The 19,784-nt window shown below is 43.3% G+C and carries 10 protein-coding genes, 3 tRNA genes and 3 rRNA genes; 10 read left to right on the top strand and 6 right to left on the bottom strand.

Translation table 11 applies throughout. From position 1 onward, the window contains the following. Positions 1 to 40: 40 nt before the first annotated feature. The 4 genes from VCASEI_RS12645 (at position 41) to VCASEI_RS12630 (ending at position 3,701) form a co-directional block, all read left to right on the top strand. A tRNA-Glu gene (locus VCASEI_RS12645) sits at positions 41 to 116 on the top strand. A gap of 308 nt (positions 117 to 424) precedes the next feature. Then, positions 425 to 3,312, top strand: a 23S ribosomal RNA gene (locus VCASEI_RS12640). 119 nt (positions 3,313 to 3,431) lie between these two features. Next, positions 3,432 to 3,547 (top strand): 5S ribosomal RNA (rrf, locus tag VCASEI_RS12635). Positions 3,548 to 3,610: 63 nt separating this feature from the next. Beyond that, a tRNA-Ser gene (locus VCASEI_RS12630) sits at positions 3,611 to 3,701 on the top strand. A gap of 552 nt (positions 3,702 to 4,253) precedes the next feature. Here the strand turns inward: VCASEI_RS12630 and VCASEI_RS12625 are convergent. Genes VCASEI_RS12625 through hemC form a run of 4 tightly spaced genes read right to left on the bottom strand, consistent with a single transcriptional unit; the run spans position 4,254 to position 8,233 of the window. Continuing rightward, positions 4,254 to 5,432: a heme biosynthesis HemY N-terminal domain-containing protein gene (locus VCASEI_RS12625; RefSeq protein ID WP_086962875.1), complete on the bottom strand. Its 1,179-nt coding sequence runs from the start codon at positions 5,430 to 5,432 to the stop codon at positions 4,254 to 4,256. Then, the gene (locus VCASEI_RS12620) at positions 5,432 to 6,547 is read right to left on the bottom strand and encodes a uroporphyrinogen-III C-methyltransferase (protein WP_089111012.1); all 1,116 of its coding nucleotides are present in this window, start codon (positions 6,545 to 6,547) and stop codon (positions 5,432 to 5,434) included. The genes VCASEI_RS12625 and VCASEI_RS12620 overlap by 1 nt, the downstream gene beginning before the upstream one ends. Then, positions 6,537 to 7,295 carry a uroporphyrinogen-III synthase gene (locus VCASEI_RS12615; RefSeq protein WP_089111013.1) on the bottom strand — a complete coding sequence of 253 codons (759 nt, stop codon included), beginning with the start codon at positions 7,293 to 7,295 and terminating at the stop codon, positions 6,537 to 6,539. The genes VCASEI_RS12620 and VCASEI_RS12615 overlap by 11 nt, the downstream gene beginning before the upstream one ends. 2 nt (positions 7,296 to 7,297) lie before the next feature. Beyond that, complete coding sequence (gene hemC / locus VCASEI_RS12610; protein WP_374701010.1) at positions 7,298 to 8,233, bottom strand: hydroxymethylbilane synthase; 936 nt, start codon at positions 8,231 to 8,233, stop codon at positions 7,298 to 7,300. Between the two features lie 270 nt (positions 8,234 to 8,503). Here hemC and VCASEI_RS12605 point away from each other — a divergent pair, with 270 nt between their 5' ends. Next, positions 8,504 to 11,044 carry a class I adenylate cyclase gene (locus VCASEI_RS12605; protein ID WP_394347159.1) on the top strand — a complete coding sequence of 847 codons (2,541 nt, stop codon included), beginning with the start codon at positions 8,504 to 8,506 and terminating at the stop codon, positions 11,042 to 11,044. Positions 11,045 to 11,138: 94 nt separating this feature from the next. Here the strand turns inward: VCASEI_RS12605 and fadA are convergent, their stop codons facing one another. Continuing rightward, a complete protein-coding gene (gene fadA, locus VCASEI_RS12600; protein ID WP_089111015.1) occupies positions 11,139 to 12,308 on the bottom strand; it encodes an acetyl-CoA C-acyltransferase FadA in 1,170 nt (389 codons plus the stop codon). Between the two features lie 24 nt (positions 12,309 to 12,332). Continuing rightward, positions 12,333 to 14,498 (bottom strand): fatty acid oxidation complex subunit alpha FadB, encoded by a 2,166-nt coding sequence (gene fadB, locus VCASEI_RS12595; protein ID WP_089111016.1) that lies wholly within the window; start codon positions 14,496 to 14,498, stop codon positions 12,333 to 12,335. 221 nt (positions 14,499 to 14,719) lie between these two features. Here fadB and VCASEI_RS12590 point away from each other — a divergent pair, with 221 nt between their 5' ends. The 5 genes from VCASEI_RS12590 to VCASEI_RS12570 all read left to right on the top strand — a co-directional run bounded on the left by VCASEI_RS12590 (position 14,720) and on the right by VCASEI_RS12570 (position 19,584). Continuing rightward, positions 14,720 to 15,340 (top strand): YigZ family protein, encoded by a 621-nt coding sequence (locus VCASEI_RS12590; RefSeq protein WP_089111017.1) that lies wholly within the window; start codon positions 14,720 to 14,722, stop codon positions 15,338 to 15,340. 45 nt (positions 15,341 to 15,385) lie between these two features. After that, a complete protein-coding gene (locus tag VCASEI_RS12585; protein ID WP_086962890.1) occupies positions 15,386 to 16,843 on the top strand; it encodes a TrkH family potassium uptake protein in 1,458 nt (485 codons plus the stop codon). Positions 16,844 to 16,849: 6 nt separating this feature from the next. After that, positions 16,850 to 17,380: a menaquinone-dependent protoporphyrinogen IX dehydrogenase gene (gene hemG / locus VCASEI_RS12580; RefSeq protein ID WP_086962892.1), complete on the top strand. Its 531-nt coding sequence runs from the start codon at positions 16,850 to 16,852 to the stop codon at positions 17,378 to 17,380. A gap of 514 nt (positions 17,381 to 17,894) precedes the next feature. Next, a 16S ribosomal RNA gene (locus VCASEI_RS12575) occupies positions 17,895 to 19,451 on the top strand. A 57-nt stretch (positions 19,452 to 19,508) separates the two neighbouring features. Beyond that, positions 19,509 to 19,584, top strand: a tRNA-Ala gene (locus tag VCASEI_RS12570). Positions 19,585 to 19,784 lie beyond the last annotated feature (200 nt).

Raw genomic sequence — 19,784 nt, 5'->3', positions numbered from 1 at the left:
GAAAAGAGTTTGAAAGCATCCCAATGCTTTCACCGTCCGTGTCCCGTTCGTCTAGAGGCCTAGGACACCGCCCTTTCACGGCGGTAACAGGGGTTCGACTCCCCTACGGGATACCATTTCTAAAAGCATTTACTAAGTGTTTTTAAAAATGAATTATCTTTAATTAGGTAACTCTTGCTCTTTAACAATTTGGAAAGCTGACTAGATAAACATTTATTGTTTATCTTAATAAAAGTTCTCAAATCTCATTACTTGCTTGCAAGTGATGAGTAACAACACACATTCAAGTGTCTTGTATTCTACAAACCATTTATGGTTTGTTCTATTGAGTCCGGCAAATCGTTTATTTTGGATTACCCTCCAAAATAAACAAAAACTAAACCTTATTTAGTTGAACATACATAAAGACCCTTTTGGGTTGTATGGTTAAGTGAATAAGCGTACACGGTGGATGCCTAGGCAGTCAGAGGCGATGAAGGACGTATTAACTTGCGATAAGCGTAGATTAGGCAGTAAAAGCCACTTGAGTCTACGATTTCCGAATGGGGAAACCCACGTGCATAAGCACGTATTATTAACTGAATACATAGGTTAATAAGGCGAACCGGGGGAACTGAAACATCTAAGTACCCCGAGGAAGAGAAATCAACCGAGATTCCGAAAGTAGCGGCGAGCGAAATTGGATTAGCCCTTAAGCTTTATATGCGTCAGGTGAAGGCTCTGGAAAGTGCCGCGATACAGGGTGATAGCCCCGTAACCGACAACGCATACTAAGTGAAAACGAGTAAGGCGGGACACGTGATATCCTGTCTGAACATGGGGGGACCATCCTCCAAGGCTAAATACTCCTGACTGACCGATAGTGAACCAGTACCGTGAGGGAAAGGCGAAAAGAACCCCTGTGAGGGGAGTGAAATAGAACCTGAAACCGTGTACGTACAAGCAGTAGGAGCACCTTCGTGGTGTGACTGCGTACCTTTTGTATAATGGGTCAGCGACTTATATTTAGTAGCAAGGTTAACCGTATAGGGGAGCCGTAGGGAAACCGAGTCTTAACTGGGCGTCGAGTTGCTAGGTATAGACCCGAAACCAGGTGATCTAGCCATGGGCAGGTTGAAGATTGAGTAACATCAATTGGAGGACCGAACCGACTAATGTTGAAAAATTAGCGGATGACTTGTGGCTAGGGGTGAAAGGCCAATCAAACCTGGAGATAGCTGGTTCTCCCCGAAAGCTATTTAGGTAGCGCCTCGGACGAATACTACTGGGGGTAGAGCACTGTTAAGGCTAGGGGGTCATCCCGACTTACCAACCCTTTGCAAACTCCGAATACCAGTAAGTACTATCCGGGAGACACACGGCGGGTGCTAACGTCCGTCGTGGAGAGGGAAACAACCCAGACCGCCAGCTAAGGTCCCAAAGTATAGCTAAGTGGGAAACGATGTGGGAAGGCTCAGACAGCCAGGATGTTGGCTTAGAAGCAGCCATCATTTAAAGAAAGCGTAATAGCTCACTGGTCGAGTCGGCCTGCGCGGAAGATGTAACGGGGCTAAGCTATACACCGAAGCTGCGGCATCCTAGTTTACTAGGATGGGTAGGGGAGCGTTCTGTAAGCCGTTGAAGGTGAACTGAGAAGTTTGCTGGAGGTATCAGAAGTGCGAATGCTGACATGAGTAACGATAAAGGGAGTGAAAAACTCCCTCGCCGGAAGACCAAGGGTTCCTGTCCAACGTTAATCGGGGCAGGGTAAGTCGACCCCTAAGGCGAGGCTGAAAAGCGTAGTCGATGGGAAACGGGTTAATATTCCCGTACTTCTTATAAATGCGATGGGGGGACGGAGAAGGCTAGGTGGGCCTGGCGATGGTTGTCCAGGTTCAAGTGCGTAGGCTAATTTCTTAGGTAAATCCGGGAAATTGTTAGGCTGAGACACGATGTCGAGCTACTACGGTAGTGAAGTCATTGATGCCATGCTTCCAGGAAAAGCCTCTAAGCTTCAGTTTGTAAGAAATCGTACCCCAAACCGACACAGGTGGTCGGGTAGAGAATACCAAGGCGCTTGAGAGAACTCGGGTGAAGGAACTAGGCAAAATGGTACCGTAACTTCGGGAGAAGGTACGCTCTTGTTGGTGATGAGACTTGCTCTCTAAGCTGACGGGAGTCGCAGATACCAGGTGGCTGCAACTGTTTATTAAAAACACAGCACTGTGCAAAATCGTAAGATGACGTATACGGTGTGACGCCTGCCCGGTGCCGGAAGGTTAATTGATGGGGTTATCTTCGGAGAAGCTCTTGATCGAAGCCCCGGTAAACGGCGGCCGTAACTATAACGGTCCTAAGGTAGCGAAATTCCTTGTCGGGTAAGTTCCGACCTGCACGAATGGCGTAATGATGGCCACGCTGTCTCCACCCGAGACTCAGTGAAATTGAAATCGCTGTGAAGATGCAGTGTACCCGCGGCTAGACGGAAAGACCCCGTGAACCTTTACTACAGCTTGGCACTGAACATTGACCCTACATGTGTAGGATAGGTGGGAGACTTTGAAGCATTCACGCCAGTGGATGTGGAGTCAACCTTGAAATACCACCCTTGTAGTGTTGATGTTCTAACTTAGCCCCATTATCTGGGGTGAGGACAGTGCCTGGTGGGTAGTTTGACTGGGGCGGTCTCCTCCCAAAGAGTAACGGAGGAGCACGAAGGTGGGCTAAACACGGTTGGACATCGTGTGGTTAGTGCAATGGCATAAGCCCGCTTGACTGCGAGAATGACAATTCGAGCAGGTGCGAAAGCAGGTCATAGTGATCCGGTGGTTCTGAATGGAAGGGCCATCGCTCAACGGATAAAAGGTACTCCGGGGATAACAGGCTGATACCGCCCAAGAGTTCATATCGACGGCGGTGTTTGGCACCTCGATGTCGGCTCATCACATCCTGGGGCTGAAGTCGGTCCCAAGGGTATGGCTGTTCGCCATTTAAAGTGGTACGCGAGCTGGGTTTAGAACGTCGTGAGACAGTTCGGTCCCTATCTGCCGTGGGCGTTGGAAGATTGAAGGGGGCTGCTCCTAGTACGAGAGGACCGGAGTGGACGAACCTCTGGTGTTCGGGTTGTCATGCCAATGGCATTGCCCGGTAGCTAAGTTCGGAATCGATAAGTGCTGAAAGCATCTAAGCACGAAGCGAGCCCTGAGATGAGTCTTCCCTGGCGCTTTAAGCGTCCTAAAGGGTTGTCGGAGACTACGACGTTGATAGGTTGGGTGTGTAAGCGCTGCGAGGCGTTGAGCTAACCAATACTAATTGCCCGTGAGGCTTAACCATACAACACCTAAAGGGTTTTGGTTGGACTTAATAGATATATAAGACATGCTTGAATGAGTGTGAGAACGAACAGCTTTCCGAATTAAGTTAAACGCTTTTGCGTTTAACCAAAGAATTTGCTTGGCGACCATAGCGCTTTGGACCCACCTGATTCCATGCCGAACTCAGAAGTGAAACGAAGTAGCGCCGATGGTAGTGTGGGGTTTCCCCATGTGAGAGTAGGACATCGCCAGGCTTTGAATATAACTACTAATAAATAGTAGTAACATTATAGATAAATACTGTAATGACAATTTGTGGAGGGATGGCTGAGTGGTCGAAAGCACCGGTCTTGAAAACCGGCAATCGTTAATAGCGGTTCTAGGGTTCAAATCCCTATCCCTCCACCACTATTAAAAAAACCCGTAGATTAATCTACGGGTTTTTTGCTATTTGTATTTATAAATAAAGAAAATTAATGGCTTAGCTTTACTTCTTCCTTTATGTCTATTTGATTAACTCGCTGTATATATTTGAGAAGTGGTGATATAGCATGAAATCTTAGACACATGATCATCATAATCAGTAAGACTTAAGTACTCAATAAAGTGTTGTCATAACCAACTTTGAGCCTATTCAATATACTCGGTCAAATGACTTTTTCTAAATATATATAATTTCAAAATAAGAGTATTCGAATTACTGCTATTTTAGGAATTAGGTTTATTTTTGGTTTTTTAGCAACTGCCTAATCACTCATGAGAGCTGTATTATCAGTTTTTGTAGCGATAAATACTTACCAAATACTTTGATGTTACCCCTGATATGATTAAGTATAATCATCATGGATGGCTACTGATTTACTTACCTAAAGATGGGATATTGTTGCGCTGTTGGCTTTGGGTATAAAAATACCCCCAATTTTGTTGTTGGAGGTATAATACTTTTGTCTTAGGATAACTTTATTTTTCTAATAAAGTTAATGCTTTACGTGACACTTCACCTGCAGCTTGTTTCATACCTTGTTGCTCTAGAGCGTCAGCAAGGCGAGAGTAATCAGAGATATTAATACGTTGTTGTAATGCAACTTCGAATGATTGCTGGGCATCTTTCCATCTTAATTTTCGTGAATATAATTCTCCAAGTACACTGTGAGCTTCAGCATTTTCTTTATGTTTCTTCACTATCTCTTCTAATAATAATGTTGCAGGGTGAATATCTGGTAATTGAATCTGTGTGATTAACGGCAGTAAGCGTTCTGATGGGGATTGTTTTAGAATATCACGTAAGATTACATATGCTTCCGAATCACCATTTTGAACTAGCAATTGTTTGATGAGGAATTCAACAATGTTTTCATCCTGCTTGAGTTTTTTGGGTAAATGGCTCCAATAAGAAAGAAGGCCATTAACGCCTTTTTGCTCCCCAACTTCTTCTATTTTGCCTAATTGGGCTTGGTAAAATAATTGATCGAATTCTATATCTGAAATGACATTGGCTCTTTTTAATTTAGGTAAAAGTTCATCTAATAAGCTCCAAAGTTTTAGATTGAGATACGTTTTTTTCAATAAATTCATGACGATGGTGTTATTTGGATAACGGCCTTTTAGCTTCTCTAGGCTACTGTGAGCCTCGGAAAATTGCTTGTTACGTACCATTTGTCTAATTTGAGTCATTTCAATAGCAAGTGAATTCTTGTCATGCTCTAAAGCTAGATTGATATATTTTTCGCGTTTCTTGTCATCACCCATACCTTGAGCGGCTTCTGATGCAATTAAATAACAGAGTAGTGGCATATCATGGTGGTTGGCCCAGCGTGTGACCTTTTTCTCTGCTGCATTCCAATCTCCTTCTAGCAATTTGATGATGCCTTCATTGGTATAGCGTCGAGCTCGTTTAAGTTTACGAACACTAAACCAGTTCCATGTTGCATTCGTCGCTTTAAAGCCCCGTTTTATAATATTTTCGAGTAGGAATAAGGCGGCCAAGGCAGCCACAATAAAAATGACTAGGGTTGTTACACTCATTTCTGTTGTGCTATCTGCCACCGATATTAAGACGTAACCTTGTTGATCGGAAAATTGGGTGCCAACAAAAAGCCCCAAGCCTAGAGTAATAAAGATAAACATTAATCGAAACATTATTTATCCCCCTGACCAATAGCGGAGATCGAACGACGGAGACGGTCAGATATAATATCGGTAAGCTGTTGTTGAGTTTTAAGCTTATTTGGATATTCAACGGTAATATTTTTAGCTTTTAACTGCTCGAGTTGCTGTTCAAAATGTTTCACTTTAATGGAGTTTTGATTAAAGAATTCTTTTGACCAATTACTCGCTACGGTAAGTGATATTTGATAAATATCATTATTTTCAGCGTATACACCTTTAATTGTCGTTTCTAATTTTGCTTTAATATTTTCTCTTAGATAGAAGTGTTGCTCAGGTGAAAGTAACGGTGTGGTATTGCCTTTGCGTGTTCTGAAAGTGATAAAATGCCCTGTGAAATCTTTAAGGGATGTTGTGAGATTGGTTTGCCAATCATTAATATCTTCAGAAACGACAGTAACTTCCTCTTTTTCTTCTTTAGGAAGTAAGGCATTAGCTAGAGGGAGTTGGTCGACTTCCTTTTGTAAGCTAATTATTTTTAAGATTAAACCTTCACGATCAATGAGTGGAAGTGATTTTAATTGAGTAATATCTTCAGCCATAGCTTTTCGTAGTGTTACAAGGCTTGGATCATTTAATGCTGCTATTCGTTGATCTGCTGATGTCATGAGCTGAGTTGCTGATTCGATATCATGTTCTAAGAAAAGTTTTCTTCCCGCCATTTTTACTAAATAATCTGCTTCTGCTAATAGCCAGTCATTAGGGCGCCTACCTTTTATATCCGTGATAGCAAGCTGTAAGCTTTTGATGCTTTTTTCTTGTTGTTCGCTTTGAGTTCCTAACTTATGAGTCAGAGTTTGAATGTCTTTTTTTTGCTCAGATTGATTCGCTTCAAATTGGCTAGCAAGATCGGCATTTAAACGATTTATTTGTAACTTTAACTGAGTAATGGTGTGTTGATTTCTTGTGTATTGGTAGATTTCAAAAGTTACCACTGAACCCGCTAATAATATCGCGATAATAATGGCTACGGTTGCTCGTTTTTGCCCTTTATTTTTTGTTGGCTGAGCGGTTGTCGCTTTTGTTATTTTTTGCGTTGAAGTGTTCTTATCGGTAGAGACTATTTCATTTTGGTTATTATTGGTCATGTTGTTGTCCTGTGATCAATTTCCCACGGAGGTAATCCAGTAAAATGGGATTAGCAGCACTTCTTGTATTGATTATATGTGAAAAACCAAATTTTTCTGCTTGTTGTCCAATGCGTTGGCTTGGAATATAAAGGGTGAGCTGTTTGAGCCAATGTAAATATTGCTTAGGAATTTGTTGAATTAAATATTGCAACTGATCACCACTGGTGATTACGAGTTGAGTTACTTTAGAATCTTGCCAGTGGGTACATAACGTTGGATCAATGATTGGAATAGGGTTACGTCGATAAATTTCATTATAGCGAACCCGTCCACCACGCTGGCTTAATGTTTGGTAGATGAGTTCTCGTCCACCATTTCCTCTAAGTATTAAAATACGCTTATTTTTTATCGACTTCAAAGCTGGTAAGTCCAGTAAGTGTTCGCTGTCACTTATTAAAGGAAAAATGACTTCTTTTTGAGTGTATTTTTTTAAAAGATGGGCTGTTTTTTCCCCAATAGCAAAATAGATAGCTTTTTGAGGGAAGTCGAAATGATAATATTGTAAAGCATGATGAGCCCAATGAACGGCGTGTTGGCTAACTGCTATGATGATATCGCTTGTTTTCACATCTTGAGTCAGCTCTGTATAACCAGAACCTTGTTCTAATTGAATCAAAGGATGATGAAGGCTAGCGATATTATGTTTTTGAAGCATTTTGCATAATGCTTCACCATCCTTTCCTGGGCGAGTGACCAGAACGCTCATAATTATTCGTGTTCAGAATACAGTTTTTCGAGGATGCTTTTAGCGCCATCATTTAGCAATTGTTTCGCTAAATTGATGCCCAATTCTTCCGCATCCTTACGGTGACCTTTTATTTCACCACGGATAATAGTGCTGCCATCTGGCTCACCCACTAAACCTCGCAACCAAATTTGATCGCCATCTAGCAACGAATAACTTCCAATTGGTACTTGGCATCCACCTTCTAGTGTTAGGTTCATTGCGCGTTCACACATGACTCGATCTGCGGTATCGAGATCATTGAGTGGTTCAAGAAGCTTTCGTAAGTGAGTGTCACTTAATCGACATTCTATTCCAACCGCACCTTGACCGACGGCTGGGAGGGACTCTTCTGCTTCCATGAAACTGCGAATACGTGATTCTAATTTTAGGCGTTTTAAGCCAGCGGAAGCTAAGACAATGGCGTCATATTCACCCGCATCCAGTTTTCCTAGTCGGGTTCCGACATTACCACGTAAATCTTTAATGATGAGATCAGGGCGGCGCTCTTTTAATTGGCATTGGCGTCGCAAGCTACAAGTTCCGACGATTGAACCTTGTGGAAGGGAATCAACGTTATCGTAGGTATTTGATACAAAAGCATCTCGGGGGTCTTCTCTTTCACAAATGGTGACTAAACCTAAACCTTCAGGGAAATCAACGGGTACATCTTTCATCGAATGGACGGCAAGGTCAGCTCGGCCTTCTAACATCGCTGTTTCAAGCTCTTTTACGAATAAACCCTTACCGCCTACTTTTGCAAGAGGGGTATCAAGAATAACATCGCCTTTCGTCACCATGGTAACTAATTCAACGTTTAAGCCGGGATGTGCATTTTGTAGTGCATCTTTAACAAAGTAAGCTTGCCATAAAGCTAGAGGGCTTTTGCGAGTCGCAATGCGAATTGGAGTTGACGACATAACATAACCTTTCATTTATCAAAATCTAATCGTTATCCTAACACCCCTTACTCGAAATTCTTACCACCAGAATTGTTATTTTTGATAAAGAGCGAGATTATTATTGGTTTAGGTATACTGGGCTAAAGTTGTAGATGTCAGCTATTTGTATAATGTTTACCCGACCTTAAAAAAATGTTAGATTGATCACGTTTTTTGTTGTTCGAAAAACCCTCAGAAATAATCATTTTATCAACATCATTGTTTCATTCATGGCGTGGCTAGGAAGTTATCTTGCAGGTATATACACTTACATTAATTGAAAGACTTGATGCACTTAATCAGCAAAGGGTTGAGCGAGCGTTATCTATTATGGATAAACACAGCCAACAAGTATTTCATTTATTGCCAGTCTTACTTCACTTTAACCATCCTTTGTTGCCTGGCTTTTCTGAAAAAGGTGTACCTCATGGCATCTTTGGTTTTGATATTAGTGATATCCAGCATCAAGCCCTTTCTATTTTAGCCGAGACGGATAGTTTTGATTATTCCTCTTTCCCTGTTGGCCATGAAAAAAATGCTACTCCGGATATACTCGCGTTATATACGATGGGGAGTACATCTTCAGTAGGGCAAAGTTCATCCAGTGATTTAGACATTTGGGTATGCATTTCGCCTAATATGTCGGTTGAAGAGCGAGAACCTCTCAGTAATAAGTGTTTATTAATTACTGAATGGGCAAAAAGCTTTGGAGTAGAAGCAAATTTCTTTTTGATGGATGAAAGTCGATTTAGAAGCAATTTGTCAGAAGAGATGACGGGTGATAACTGTGGTTCATCGCAGCATTTGTTGTTGTTAGATGAATTTTATCGTTCAGCTGTCCGTATTGCTGGGCAGCGATTACTGTGGCAGATCGTGCCTCCTGAAATGGAAGAGTGCTATGACGAATATGTCGCTCAATTATGCAGTAGTGGGCATATTGATTGCTCTGAGTGGATTGATTTTGGTCAACTGCACCATATCCCAGCAGAAGAATATTTTGGTTCAAATCTCTGGCAGCTCTATAAAAGCATAGACTCCCCTTATAAATCAGTACTAAAAGCAATTTTGTTAGAATCGTATTCGTGGGAATACCCATGTCCTCAGTTATTGAGTGTGGATACTAAGCGTCGTTTCTTTGCATGTGAGCAAAAAGAATATGGCATGGATAGTTATTATCTTATGCTGGAAAAGGTAACCCGTTACCTAAAAAGAATCGGTGATTTCCGTCGTTTGGAGTTAGTCCGTCGCTGTTTTTATTTAAAAACACATGAAAAGCTTTCTCGTGAACCTGGTGCAAATTTTGTTGCTTGGCGTCATTCTGTATTACGTGATTTGGTTTCAGAGTGGGGGTGGAGTGAGGGCCTGATTGAAGAGCTGGACAATCGCCGTCACTGGAAAGTGGAACAAGTTAAAAAAGTGCATCATGAATTACTGGATGCATTAATGCTGAGTTACCGAAATTTAATCCAGTTTGCGCGACGTCATGACATTACATCCGCTATCAGCCCTCAAGATATCAGCATCTTAGCGCGTAAACTGTATGCCGCCTTTGAAACCCTGCCGGGGAAGGTCACCCTGTTAAACACGCAAATTTCTCCTGATTTGCATGAGCCTAATTTAACGTTTATTCAAGTGCCTGAAGGGAGGGTGAACAGTGCTGGGTGGTATCTTTACAAACAGTCACTCGATCCCTATGACATTATTGGACGAGCGCCATTGGAGCATAATCAGTATTTGAGCAAATTGGTGGCTTGGTCATTTTTTAATGGTTTGATTACGGAGGCCACGCATCTGGAGGCTGTCGTTCGTAGTGCTGATTTGGATATGGACAAGCTTTACCAAATGGTGAGTGACTTACGTAATACCTTTTCTTTACGTAAGCGCCGTCCGACCATGCAGGCATTGGCAAGCCCATGTGAAGTTAACCAGCTTTCTATTTTTATTAATTTAGAAAATGACCCGACGGTTATGTTGAGGCCACATCAGTTAAAAGCGGACTTAAAGAATAACGTTGATATTTTCAGTTATTCGGACAAACAAACATGCCTTGTGAGTAGTGTTGATTTGGTCTACCGAAATTCTTGGCATGAAGTAAGGACACTCCATTTTTCTGGTGAAACGGCGATTATTGATGCTTTGAAAACCATCTTAGGAAAAATGCATCAAGATGCGTTGCCTCCCGAATCGATTGATGTGTTTTGTTACAGCAAAAACTTGCGCGGTATGATGCGTAATATGGTGTATCAATTGTTGGCTGAATGCATAGAATTACGTTTGAAACCGGTGGAAAACGAAAAACGCCGTCGCTTTAAAGTTATAAAAGTGGCTGATCAGATGTACGGTCTGTTTTTTGAGCGCCGTGGTGTATCGGTGATGAAATTAGAAAACTCGATCGATTTTTATAGCAGCATTTCAACGAACAAGCTCCAAGGTGCACCATTATTGATGGTGGGTAAAAATCAAGAACTCCCGCCACCTGATGTTGTGGATGCCTTTGCCAGTGAAGGTTTAATCCAGTTTTTCTTTGAAGATGACGATGAAGGCTTCAATATTTATGTTTTAGATGAAGCTAATCGTGTTGAGGTGTATCGTCAGTTTGATGGTAATAAGGATGACATGATTCGTACCGTGAATCGTTTCTATACGAATAACTTTCATGATGTAGAGTCTGAATCTCAGTGTAATTTTAATTTACCGCAATACTATCAAGTGATTCATCCTGATCAGGGCGAAAGCTATGTAGTTCCTTATCGTAGTGGTAGTGTGCAACTAAATGAAGTGGCAAATTAGTCATTGCATCCATAATGAAGAAAGGCTTCTCAAGTGAGAAGCCTTTTTTATTAGAATATGACTCATATCAGGGTCATGGAAAGGGTTGTCGTTTTTATTTGTCTACGCGTTCGAATACCGTGGCAATACCTTGACCGAGCCCGATACACATAGTTGCAAGACCAAACTGAACGTCGTTTGCTTCCATCAGGTTAATCAATGTGGTTGAAATTCGAGAGCCCGAGCAACCTAGTGGGTGGCCAAGCGCAATGGCGCCACCATTTAAGTTAACCTTGTCTTCCATTACATCCAGTAAACCAAGGTCTTTAGCGCATGGTAGAGCCTGTGCGGCAAAGGCTTCATTTAGCTCGATCATGCCCATATCTTCAATGGATAAACCCGCTCGTTTTAATGCTTTTTGCGTGGCAGGAACCGGGCCATAACCCATGGTTGATGGATCGCAACCCGCTACCGCCATTGAGCGAATGCGTGCGCGGATCGGTAAACCTAACTCTTTCGCTTTGCTTTCGCTCATCACTAGCATGGCAGACGCACCATCGGATAGAGCGGAAGACGTGCCCGCGGTGACTGTTCCATTGGCAGGATCAAACACAGGGCGCAGTTGAGATAGTGTTTCGACGGTAGTTTCTGGACGAATCACTTCATCATAGTCGTATAACTTTAACGTCCCATCTTCCGTATGACCTTCAGTTGGCAGGATTTCATTTTTAAAACGACCCTCTAACGTTGCAGCATGTGCACGACGGTGAGAGCGAGCGCCAAATTCATCTTGCGCTTCACGGCTGATGCCATGAACTTTACCTAGCATTTCAGCGGTTAAGCCCATCATACCGGCCGCTTTTGCGACGTTTTTTGCCAAGCCTGGGTGGAAATCCACGCCATGGTTCATTGGTACGTGGCCCATGTGTTCAACACCACCAATTAAGCAAATCTCGGCATCACCGACCATAATAGCGCGTGAAGCATCGTGTAGTGCTTGCATCGACGAGCCACATAGGCGGTTGATCGTTACTGCGCCGACATTTTTAGGTACGCCAGCAAGTAACGCTGCATTGCGTGCAATGTTAAAGCCTTGCTCTAGTGTTTGTTGCACACAGCCCCAATAAACATCTTCAATTTGAGTCGGGTCTACCTGAGGGTTACGTTTTAAGATCCCTTTCATTAGGTGAGCCGATAGATCTTCAGCACGTACATGACGGAATGCACCGGCTTTTGAACGCCCCATAGGAGTACGAATACAATCGACAATAACTACATTATTCATTTTGATTTTCCTTATCCAGAGTCGTTAAACAGCAGCCGTTTGACTAGCGTAAAAAGTATCGCCTTTTTCTGCCATATCCAATAGTAGTTGCGGTACGCGATACATTGGGCTTAAGTCAGAATATTGAGACGCTGCTTGGATATAATTTTGTAGTCCAACACTATCTAGGTAGCGGAATACCCCACCACGGAATGGAGGGAAGCCTAAACCATAGATCAGTGCCATATCCGCTTCTTGTGGTGAGGCGATAATGCCTTCTTCAAGACAGAGTACGACTTCATTGATCATTGGAATCATAGTGCGGTTGATGATTTCTTCATCTGAAAAATCTTGCTTAGTGGCAGTGATGCCTTCAAATAGCGCTAAGACATCTTTCTCAAAGGTTTTCTTCGGCTTGCCTTTGCGGTCTACGCTGTATTGGTAGAAACCGCTGCCATTTTTCTGACCATATTTATCCGCTTCAAACAGCGCATCAATCGTATCTCGGCCTTCTTTTGCCATGCGTTCAGGGAAACCTTCTGCCATAACGGCTTGTGCATGGTGAGCGGTATCAATCCCCACGACATCGAGCAAATAAGCCGGGCCCATTGGCCAACCGAATTTACGTTCCATCACTTTATCGATTTGTGTGAAGTCTGCACCGTCACGCATTAATAAACTGAAGCCACCAAAGTATGGGAATAGAACGCGATTGACAAAGAATCCAGGGCAGTCATTGACGACAATTGGTGATTTACCCATTTGTGCGGCATAAGCGACGACTTTGTTGATGGTATCTTCAGAGGTATGTTCACCTCGAATAATCTCAACAAGAGGCATACGGTGAACAGGGTTGAAGAAATGCATACCACAGAAGTTTTCTGGGCGTTTTACCGATTTTGCCAATTGGTTAATCGGAATGGTTGAGGTATTGGAAGCCAAGATAGCGTCATCTTTTGCATATTGTTCAACTTCGGCTAATACCGCCGCTTTGACTTTTGGATTTTCAACCACCGCTTCTACTACGATATCGGCTTGTTCAATCCCTGCGTAATGTAGGCTTGGAGTAATGGAAGCCAAAATCTTTGAAAGTTTGAAGCCATCAATTTTTCCGCGTTCCAGTTGTTTGTTGAGTAGTTTGGAAGCTTCGGTCATGCCTAAATCAAGAGAAGCTTGCGCGATATCTTTCATTAATACTGGCACGCCTTTCGATGCGGATTGGTAAGCAATACCGCCACCCATGATGCCTGCACCGAGTACCGCAGCACGTTCCGTCTTTTGTGAGTTTTTGCCCGCTTTTTTGGCGATGGCTTTGATGTATTGGTCGTTAAGGAATAATCCAATCAGGGATTGAGCCACTTTCGTTTTCGCCATTTTGACGAAGTATTTACGTTCAATATCTAAAGCTTCATCACGGCTTGAGGTTGATGCTTCCTCTATCGCTTTGACTGAAGCAATTGGCGCTGGGTAGTGTGGGCCCGCTTTGGCTGAAATCATGCCCTTAGCCATGGTAAAGCTCATCAAAGCTTCTCTTTTACTTAAAGATAGCGCCGAGGTTTTTTGTTGGCGGCGCGCTTGCCAATCAACTTTTCCGTCGATAGCTTGCTTTAATGTTGTGATAGCAGAGGCTTCTAGTTGCTCGCTATCTACGATCGCATCGAGTAGACCAAGTTTGATTGCTTCATTGGCTTTTTGTTGTTTAGCGGTGGCGATCATTTCCATGGCATTATCTGCCCCGATAACGCGAGGTAGACGAACCGTACCGCCGAACCCTGGGATGATGCCAAGTTTGGTTTCTGGTAGACCGATAACAGTAGTGTTATCACCAATGCGTAAGTCAGAAGACAGAATCAGTTCACAACCACCGCCCAGCGCAAAGCCGCGGATAACCGATAGGGTTGGGAAGGGGAGGTCTTCTAGCTTGCAGAAGATATCGTTGGCGTATTTCACCCAGTGATCGAGTTCTTCTGCCGGTTTAGCGAATAGGCCGAGGAATTCTTTTATATCTGCACCTACAATGAAGGCGCTTTTATCTGAGCTCAGAATTAACCCAGTAATGCCCGGTTGCGCTTTAATGGCGTCAATCGCTTCATCTAAGGCGGTGAGTGTTTTTGAATTGAGAGTGTTGACGGACCCTTCAGCACTGAAAGTAAGCTGAGCGATACCATCTTGTAATTCTTTTACGTGTAGGGACGTATGTTGGTAAATCATTGTCTATCTCCATGACGAACAAACGGTATTGTTGTAGAGCAACTTATTATCGTTTTTCTCTGGTTTGACCAGGTTGTTACAGTCTTGATCGTGTACTTGTTAACTTCAATAACAATTCAAACAATTGTTTGAAATTTGTGCGCAAGGTCATTTTGTTCCGTAATAAGTGGTTGATTACGTGCTAGACTCGATTTTAAATATTTCGATTTTTTACTGTTGCTATGAACGATCAGCCTTATTTGATTCCCATTGACGATGTAGTTTTTGAGGAAGAAATAAAAAAAAGTGTCTTTATTACTCATTTAAGTCACACTCCAACTATGGACAGTGCCAAAGCTTTTGTCGAAGAAATAAAGATGCAGCACTCTGCAGCAAGACATAATTGTTGGGCGTTTGTTGCAGGAAGAGCAGAGGACTCTATGCTTTGGGGGTTTAGTGACGATGGAGAGCCCTCTGGGACGGCAGGAAAACCTATTTTGGCACAATTAACGGGCTCTGGTATTGGTGAGATGACTGCTGTTGTTACTCGATATTCTGGTGGGATTAAACTCGGTACCGGTGGATTAGTGAAAGCGTATGGCGGTGGTGTGCAGCAAGCGCTTAAGCAAGTTCAAACTATTGAGAAAAAAATCACCACCCAGTTGCAGCTAAGGTTAGACTATTCGCTAATGCCCTTGGTGCAATCTATCATGGCTCAATATCAAGCTGCTCAACTTGATGGAAAGTTTGGGCAACGCATTGACTTACAGGTTGAGATCGATATAAGAGAGGCGGACGTGTTTACACAGACTCTAGTCAATAAAACTGGCGCTAAGGTTGAGATTAAACCGAAACACATGTGATCCCCATTTTAAAAGGACTTTGGAAGCTTAGCTTCTCTACTTTATATGCAATTTCGTTCAATTATTCGAATCGTCGGTTTACTACTGGCACTATTTAGCCTCACGATGTTGGCACCTGCGCTGGTGGCTTTATTCTATCGCGATGGGGCCGGTGTGCCTTTTGTGACTACCTTTTTTGTGTTGTTCTTCTGTGGTGGCTTATGTTGGTTTCCCAACCGCTATAAAAAATCAGAGTTAAAAGCCCGAGATGGCTTCCTCATTGTGGTCTTATTCTGGGTTGTGATCGGTAGTGCAGGGGCGTTGCCATTTTGGTTGTCTCATGATCCTAATATTTCAGTGACCGATTCTTTTTTTGAGTCTTTTTCTGCATTAACGACCACCGGGGCGACTACGATTGTTGGCCTGGATGCCTTACCTAAAGCGATATTATTCTACCGACAGTTTTTACAGTGGTTTGGTGGCATGGGGATCATTGTTCTTGCTGTGGCCATTTTGCCAATCCTTGGCATTGGTGGCATGCAGTTATATCGAGCAGAAATTCCAGGGCCAGTAAAAGACAATAAAATGACACCACGCATTGCCGAAACGGCGAAAGTGCTTTGGTATATCTATTTAAGCCTTACCATAGCGTGTGCTGGGGCATTTTGGTTAGCTGGCATGAGTTTGTTTGACGCGATTTGTCATAGCTTTTCGACAATTGCCATCGGTGGGTTTTCTACTCATGACGCCAGTATGGGATATTTTAATAGTCCGGTGATTAATATGATCACTGTTGTCTTTCTACTCATCTCAGCGTGTAATTTCTCACTACACTTTGCGGCTTTTGCTTCAGGAGGCGTACACCCTAAATATTACTGGCGAGATCCCGAATTTCGCGCTTTTATCACGATTCAAATTTTGTTGTTTTCACTATGTTTCGTCATTTTGCTCCTACACAGTAATGATTTAACGACATTTGAAACTTTTGATCAGGTGCTATTCCAGACCGTGTCTATTTCTACGACTGCGGGCTTTACTACTACCGGGTTTTCACAATGGCCACTGTTTCTACCTGTGCTATTGTTGTTTTCTTCTTTTATAGGTGGTTGTGCAGGTTCCACTGGCGGCGGCCTAAAAGTCATCCGAGTATTGCTACTAACGTTACAAGGTGGTCGTGAATTAAAACGCCTTGTCCATCCTAAAGCAGTCTTCCCTATTAAAGTAGGCGGTAAAGCACTATCGCAACGGGTGGTTGATGCGGTATGGGGTTTTTTCTCCGCGTATGCATTAGTGTTCGTATTATGTATGTTGGGGCTTATCGCCTCAGGTATGGATGAATTAAGTGCTTTCTCCGCTGTGGCAGCAACGCTTAATAATTTAGGGCCAGGGCTCGGTGAGGTATCTGTACATTTTGCTAATGTTAATGATGCTGCCAAGTGGGTACTTATTGTTTCAATGCTATTTGGTCGACTAGAGGTGTTCACACTTCTTATCTTATTTACACCGACATTTTGGAAAAGTTAGGTTTTCGTGAAAAGTACTATTATTTTGTATTCAACCCGAGAAGGGCAAACCCATAAAATTGCGCAGTTTATGGCAGAACAGATTGGTAACGATAGCTGTGAATTGGTTGATCTGCACCAAGCTGATGATTTAGATCTGAGTTTATATAGCAACATCATTATTGGCGCATCTATTCGTTATGGTCACTTTAATAAGAAGCTGTACCAATTTATCGAGCAGCATAAAGAGCATTTAACCTCAGAGGGTGCGTCTTTCTATAGTGTTAACTTAACCGCTCGCAAACCGGGTAAGGATACGCCAGAGGGGAGTGTCTATATCCAGAAGTTTTTAAAGCGCTCACCTTGGCAACCTAAACATATTGGTGTGTTCGCTGGTGGACTGTATTACCCACGATACTCATGGTTCGATCGAGTGATGATTCGTTTTATTATGTCTATGACTGATGGTGAAACGGATACCAGTAAAGAAGTCGAATATACGGATTGGGGAAAAGTAACTCTATTTACTCAAAGGTTTACTGGTTCGCTGACAAAATAGACAGAAAACATAGTTTCAGATGGTTTTTTAGTCGAACGTTAAATAAAAATAAAAAAAAGTGAAAAAAGCACTTGCCAATGTGATGAGCTTCTCTATAATGCGCCCTCACTGACACGGAGCACACAGCCTAACGGCGCTGCGAGTCAGAGGTCAAAACCTTCTCAAAAAGGGTTAGGAAATAAGTTTCAAAAAGTGTTTGACACTGAAGCTTAAATGACTAAAATGACCGACCTGTTCACTGAGGCGCAAGCCGAAAGAACAACGCTCTTTAACAATTTAAACCTATCAATCTGTGTGGGCACTCGTTGATGATAATCAAAAAGATTTATCAATGAACTGAGTGACCAATCGAGATTACTTCTCTTTTTATAAAGAGCTTAATCTTGGCACAATCAATTCATTATCATTTCCTGCTGGGAAATGATAATAAACTTTAAAGTTACTTCTTCTTTTTAAGAAGAATAAGTTTGAAGTCAGTAATCATTGAGCCGATGCGAAAGCATCAACAAAACTTTAATTGAAGAGTTTGATCATGGCTCAGATTGAACGCTGGCGGCAGGCCTAACACATGCAAGTCGAGCGGAAACGAGAAGGTGCTTGCACCTTCGGCGTCGAGCGGCGGACGGGTGAGTAATGCATAGGAAGTTGCCCTAACGAGGGGGATACCAGTTGGAAACGACTGTTAATACCGCATAATCTCCTTTCTGTTAAAGGAAAGAAGCAAAGCGGGGGACCTTCGGGCCTCGCGCGTTAGGATACGCCTATGTGGGATTAGCTAGTTGGTGAGGTAATGGCTCACCAAGGCGACGATCCCTAGCTGGTCTGAGAGGATGATCAGCCACACTGGGACTGAGACACGGCCCAGACTCCTACGGGAGGCAGCAGTGGGGAATATTGCACAATGGGCGAAAGCCTGATGCAGCCATGCCGCGTGTATGAAGAAGGCCTTCGGGTTGTAAAGTACTTTCAGTTGTGAGGAAGGTTTCGTCGTTAATAGCGGCGTTGCTTGACGTTAGCAACAGAAGAAGCACCGGCTAACTCCGTGCCAGCAGCCGCGGTAATACGGAGGGTGCGAGCGTTAATCGGAATTACTGGGCGTAAAGCGCATGCAGGTGGTTTGTTAAGTCAGATGTGAAAGCCCGGGGCTCAACCTCGGAAGGTCATTTGAAACTGGCAAACTAGAGTACTGTAGAGGGGGGTAGAATTTCAGGTGTAGCGGTGAAATGCGTAGAGATCTGAAGGAATACCAGTGGCGAAGGCGGCCCCCTGGACAGATACTGACACTCAGATGCGAAAGCGTGGGGAGCAAACAGGATTAGATACCCTGGTAGTCCACGCCGTAAACGATGTCTACTTGGAGGTTGTGGCCTTGAGCCGTGGCTTTCGGAGCTAACGCGTTAAGTAGACCGCCTGGGGAGTACGGTCGCAAGATTAAAACTCAAATGAATTGACGGGGGCCCGCACAAGCGGTGGAGCATGTGGTTTAATTCGATGCAACGCGAAGAACCTTACCTACTCTTGACATCCAGAGAAACCAGTAGAGATACAGGTGTGCCTTCGGGAACTCTGAGACAGGTGCTGCATGGCTGTCGTCAGCTCGTGTTGTGAAATGTTGGGTTAAGTCCCGCAACGAGCGCAACCCTTATCCTTGTTTGCCAGCGAGTAATGTCGGGAACTCCAGGGAGACTGCCGGTGATAAACCGGAGGAAGGTGGGGACGACGTCAAGTCATCATGGCCCTTACGAGTAGGGCTACACACGTGCTACAATGGCGCATACAGAGGGCAGCGAACTTGCGAAAGTAAGCGAATCCCAAAAAGTGCGTCGTAGTCCGGATTGGAGTCTGCAACTCGACTCCATGAAGTCGGAATCGCTAGTAATCGTGGATCAGAATGCCACGGTGAATACGTTCCCGGGCCTTGTACACACCGCCCGTCACACCATGGGAGTGGGCTGCAAAAGAAGTAGGTAGTTTAACCTTCGGGAGGACGCTTACCACTTTGTGGTTCATGACTGGGGTGAAGTCGTAACAAGGTAGCCCTAGGGGAACCTGGGGCTGGATCACCTCCTTACGAAAGATTTATTATTGATGAGTACCCACACAGATTGATTAGGTTTATAAAAGTTAAGGGGCTATAGCTCAGCTGGGAGAGCGCTTCGCTGGCAGCGAAGAGGTCTGCGGTTCGATCCCGCATAGCTCCACCATCTTTAAATGTTTTTACTAAGAATGTTTAAACATGGTTACCTCGAAAGAGGCTTAACTTGCTCTTTAACAATTTGGAAAGCTGACTAGATAAACATTTACTGTTTATCTTAATAAAAGTTCTCAAATCTTATTGCTTGCTTGCAAGTAATAAGTAACAACACACATTCAAGTGTCTTGTATTCTACAAACCAGTAATGGT

The organism is Vibrio casei (assembly GCF_002218025.2).
Lineage (GTDB): Bacteria > Pseudomonadota > Gammaproteobacteria > Enterobacterales > Vibrionaceae > Vibrio > Vibrio casei.
This window is presented reverse-complemented; position numbering and strand designations above follow the sequence as displayed.

Coding starts and splice junctions, on each gene's coding strand:
- hemC (WP_374701010.1), bottom strand. CDS start 8,233: ATGTCGTCAACTCCAATTCGCATTGCGACTCGCAAAAGCCCTCTAGCT.
- VCASEI_RS12585 (WP_086962890.1), top strand. CDS start 15,386: ATGCAATTTCGTTCAATTATTCGAATCGTCGGTTTACTACTGGCACTA.
- fadB (WP_089111016.1), bottom strand. CDS start 14,498: ATGATTTACCAACATACGTCCCTACACGTAAAAGAATTACAAGATGGT.
- VCASEI_RS12620 (WP_089111012.1), bottom strand. CDS start 6,547: ATGACCAATAATAACCAAAATGAAATAGTCTCTACCGATAAGAACACT.
- VCASEI_RS12625 (WP_086962875.1), bottom strand. CDS start 5,432: ATGTTTCGATTAATGTTTATCTTTATTACTCTAGGCTTGGGGCTTTTT.
- VCASEI_RS12590 (WP_089111017.1), top strand. CDS start 14,720: ATGAACGATCAGCCTTATTTGATTCCCATTGACGATGTAGTTTTTGAG.
- VCASEI_RS12615 (WP_089111013.1), bottom strand. CDS start 7,295: ATGAGCGTTCTGGTCACTCGCCCAGGAAAGGATGGTGAAGCATTATGC.
- fadA (WP_089111015.1), bottom strand. CDS start 12,308: ATGAATAATGTAGTTATTGTCGATTGTATTCGTACTCCTATGGGGCGT.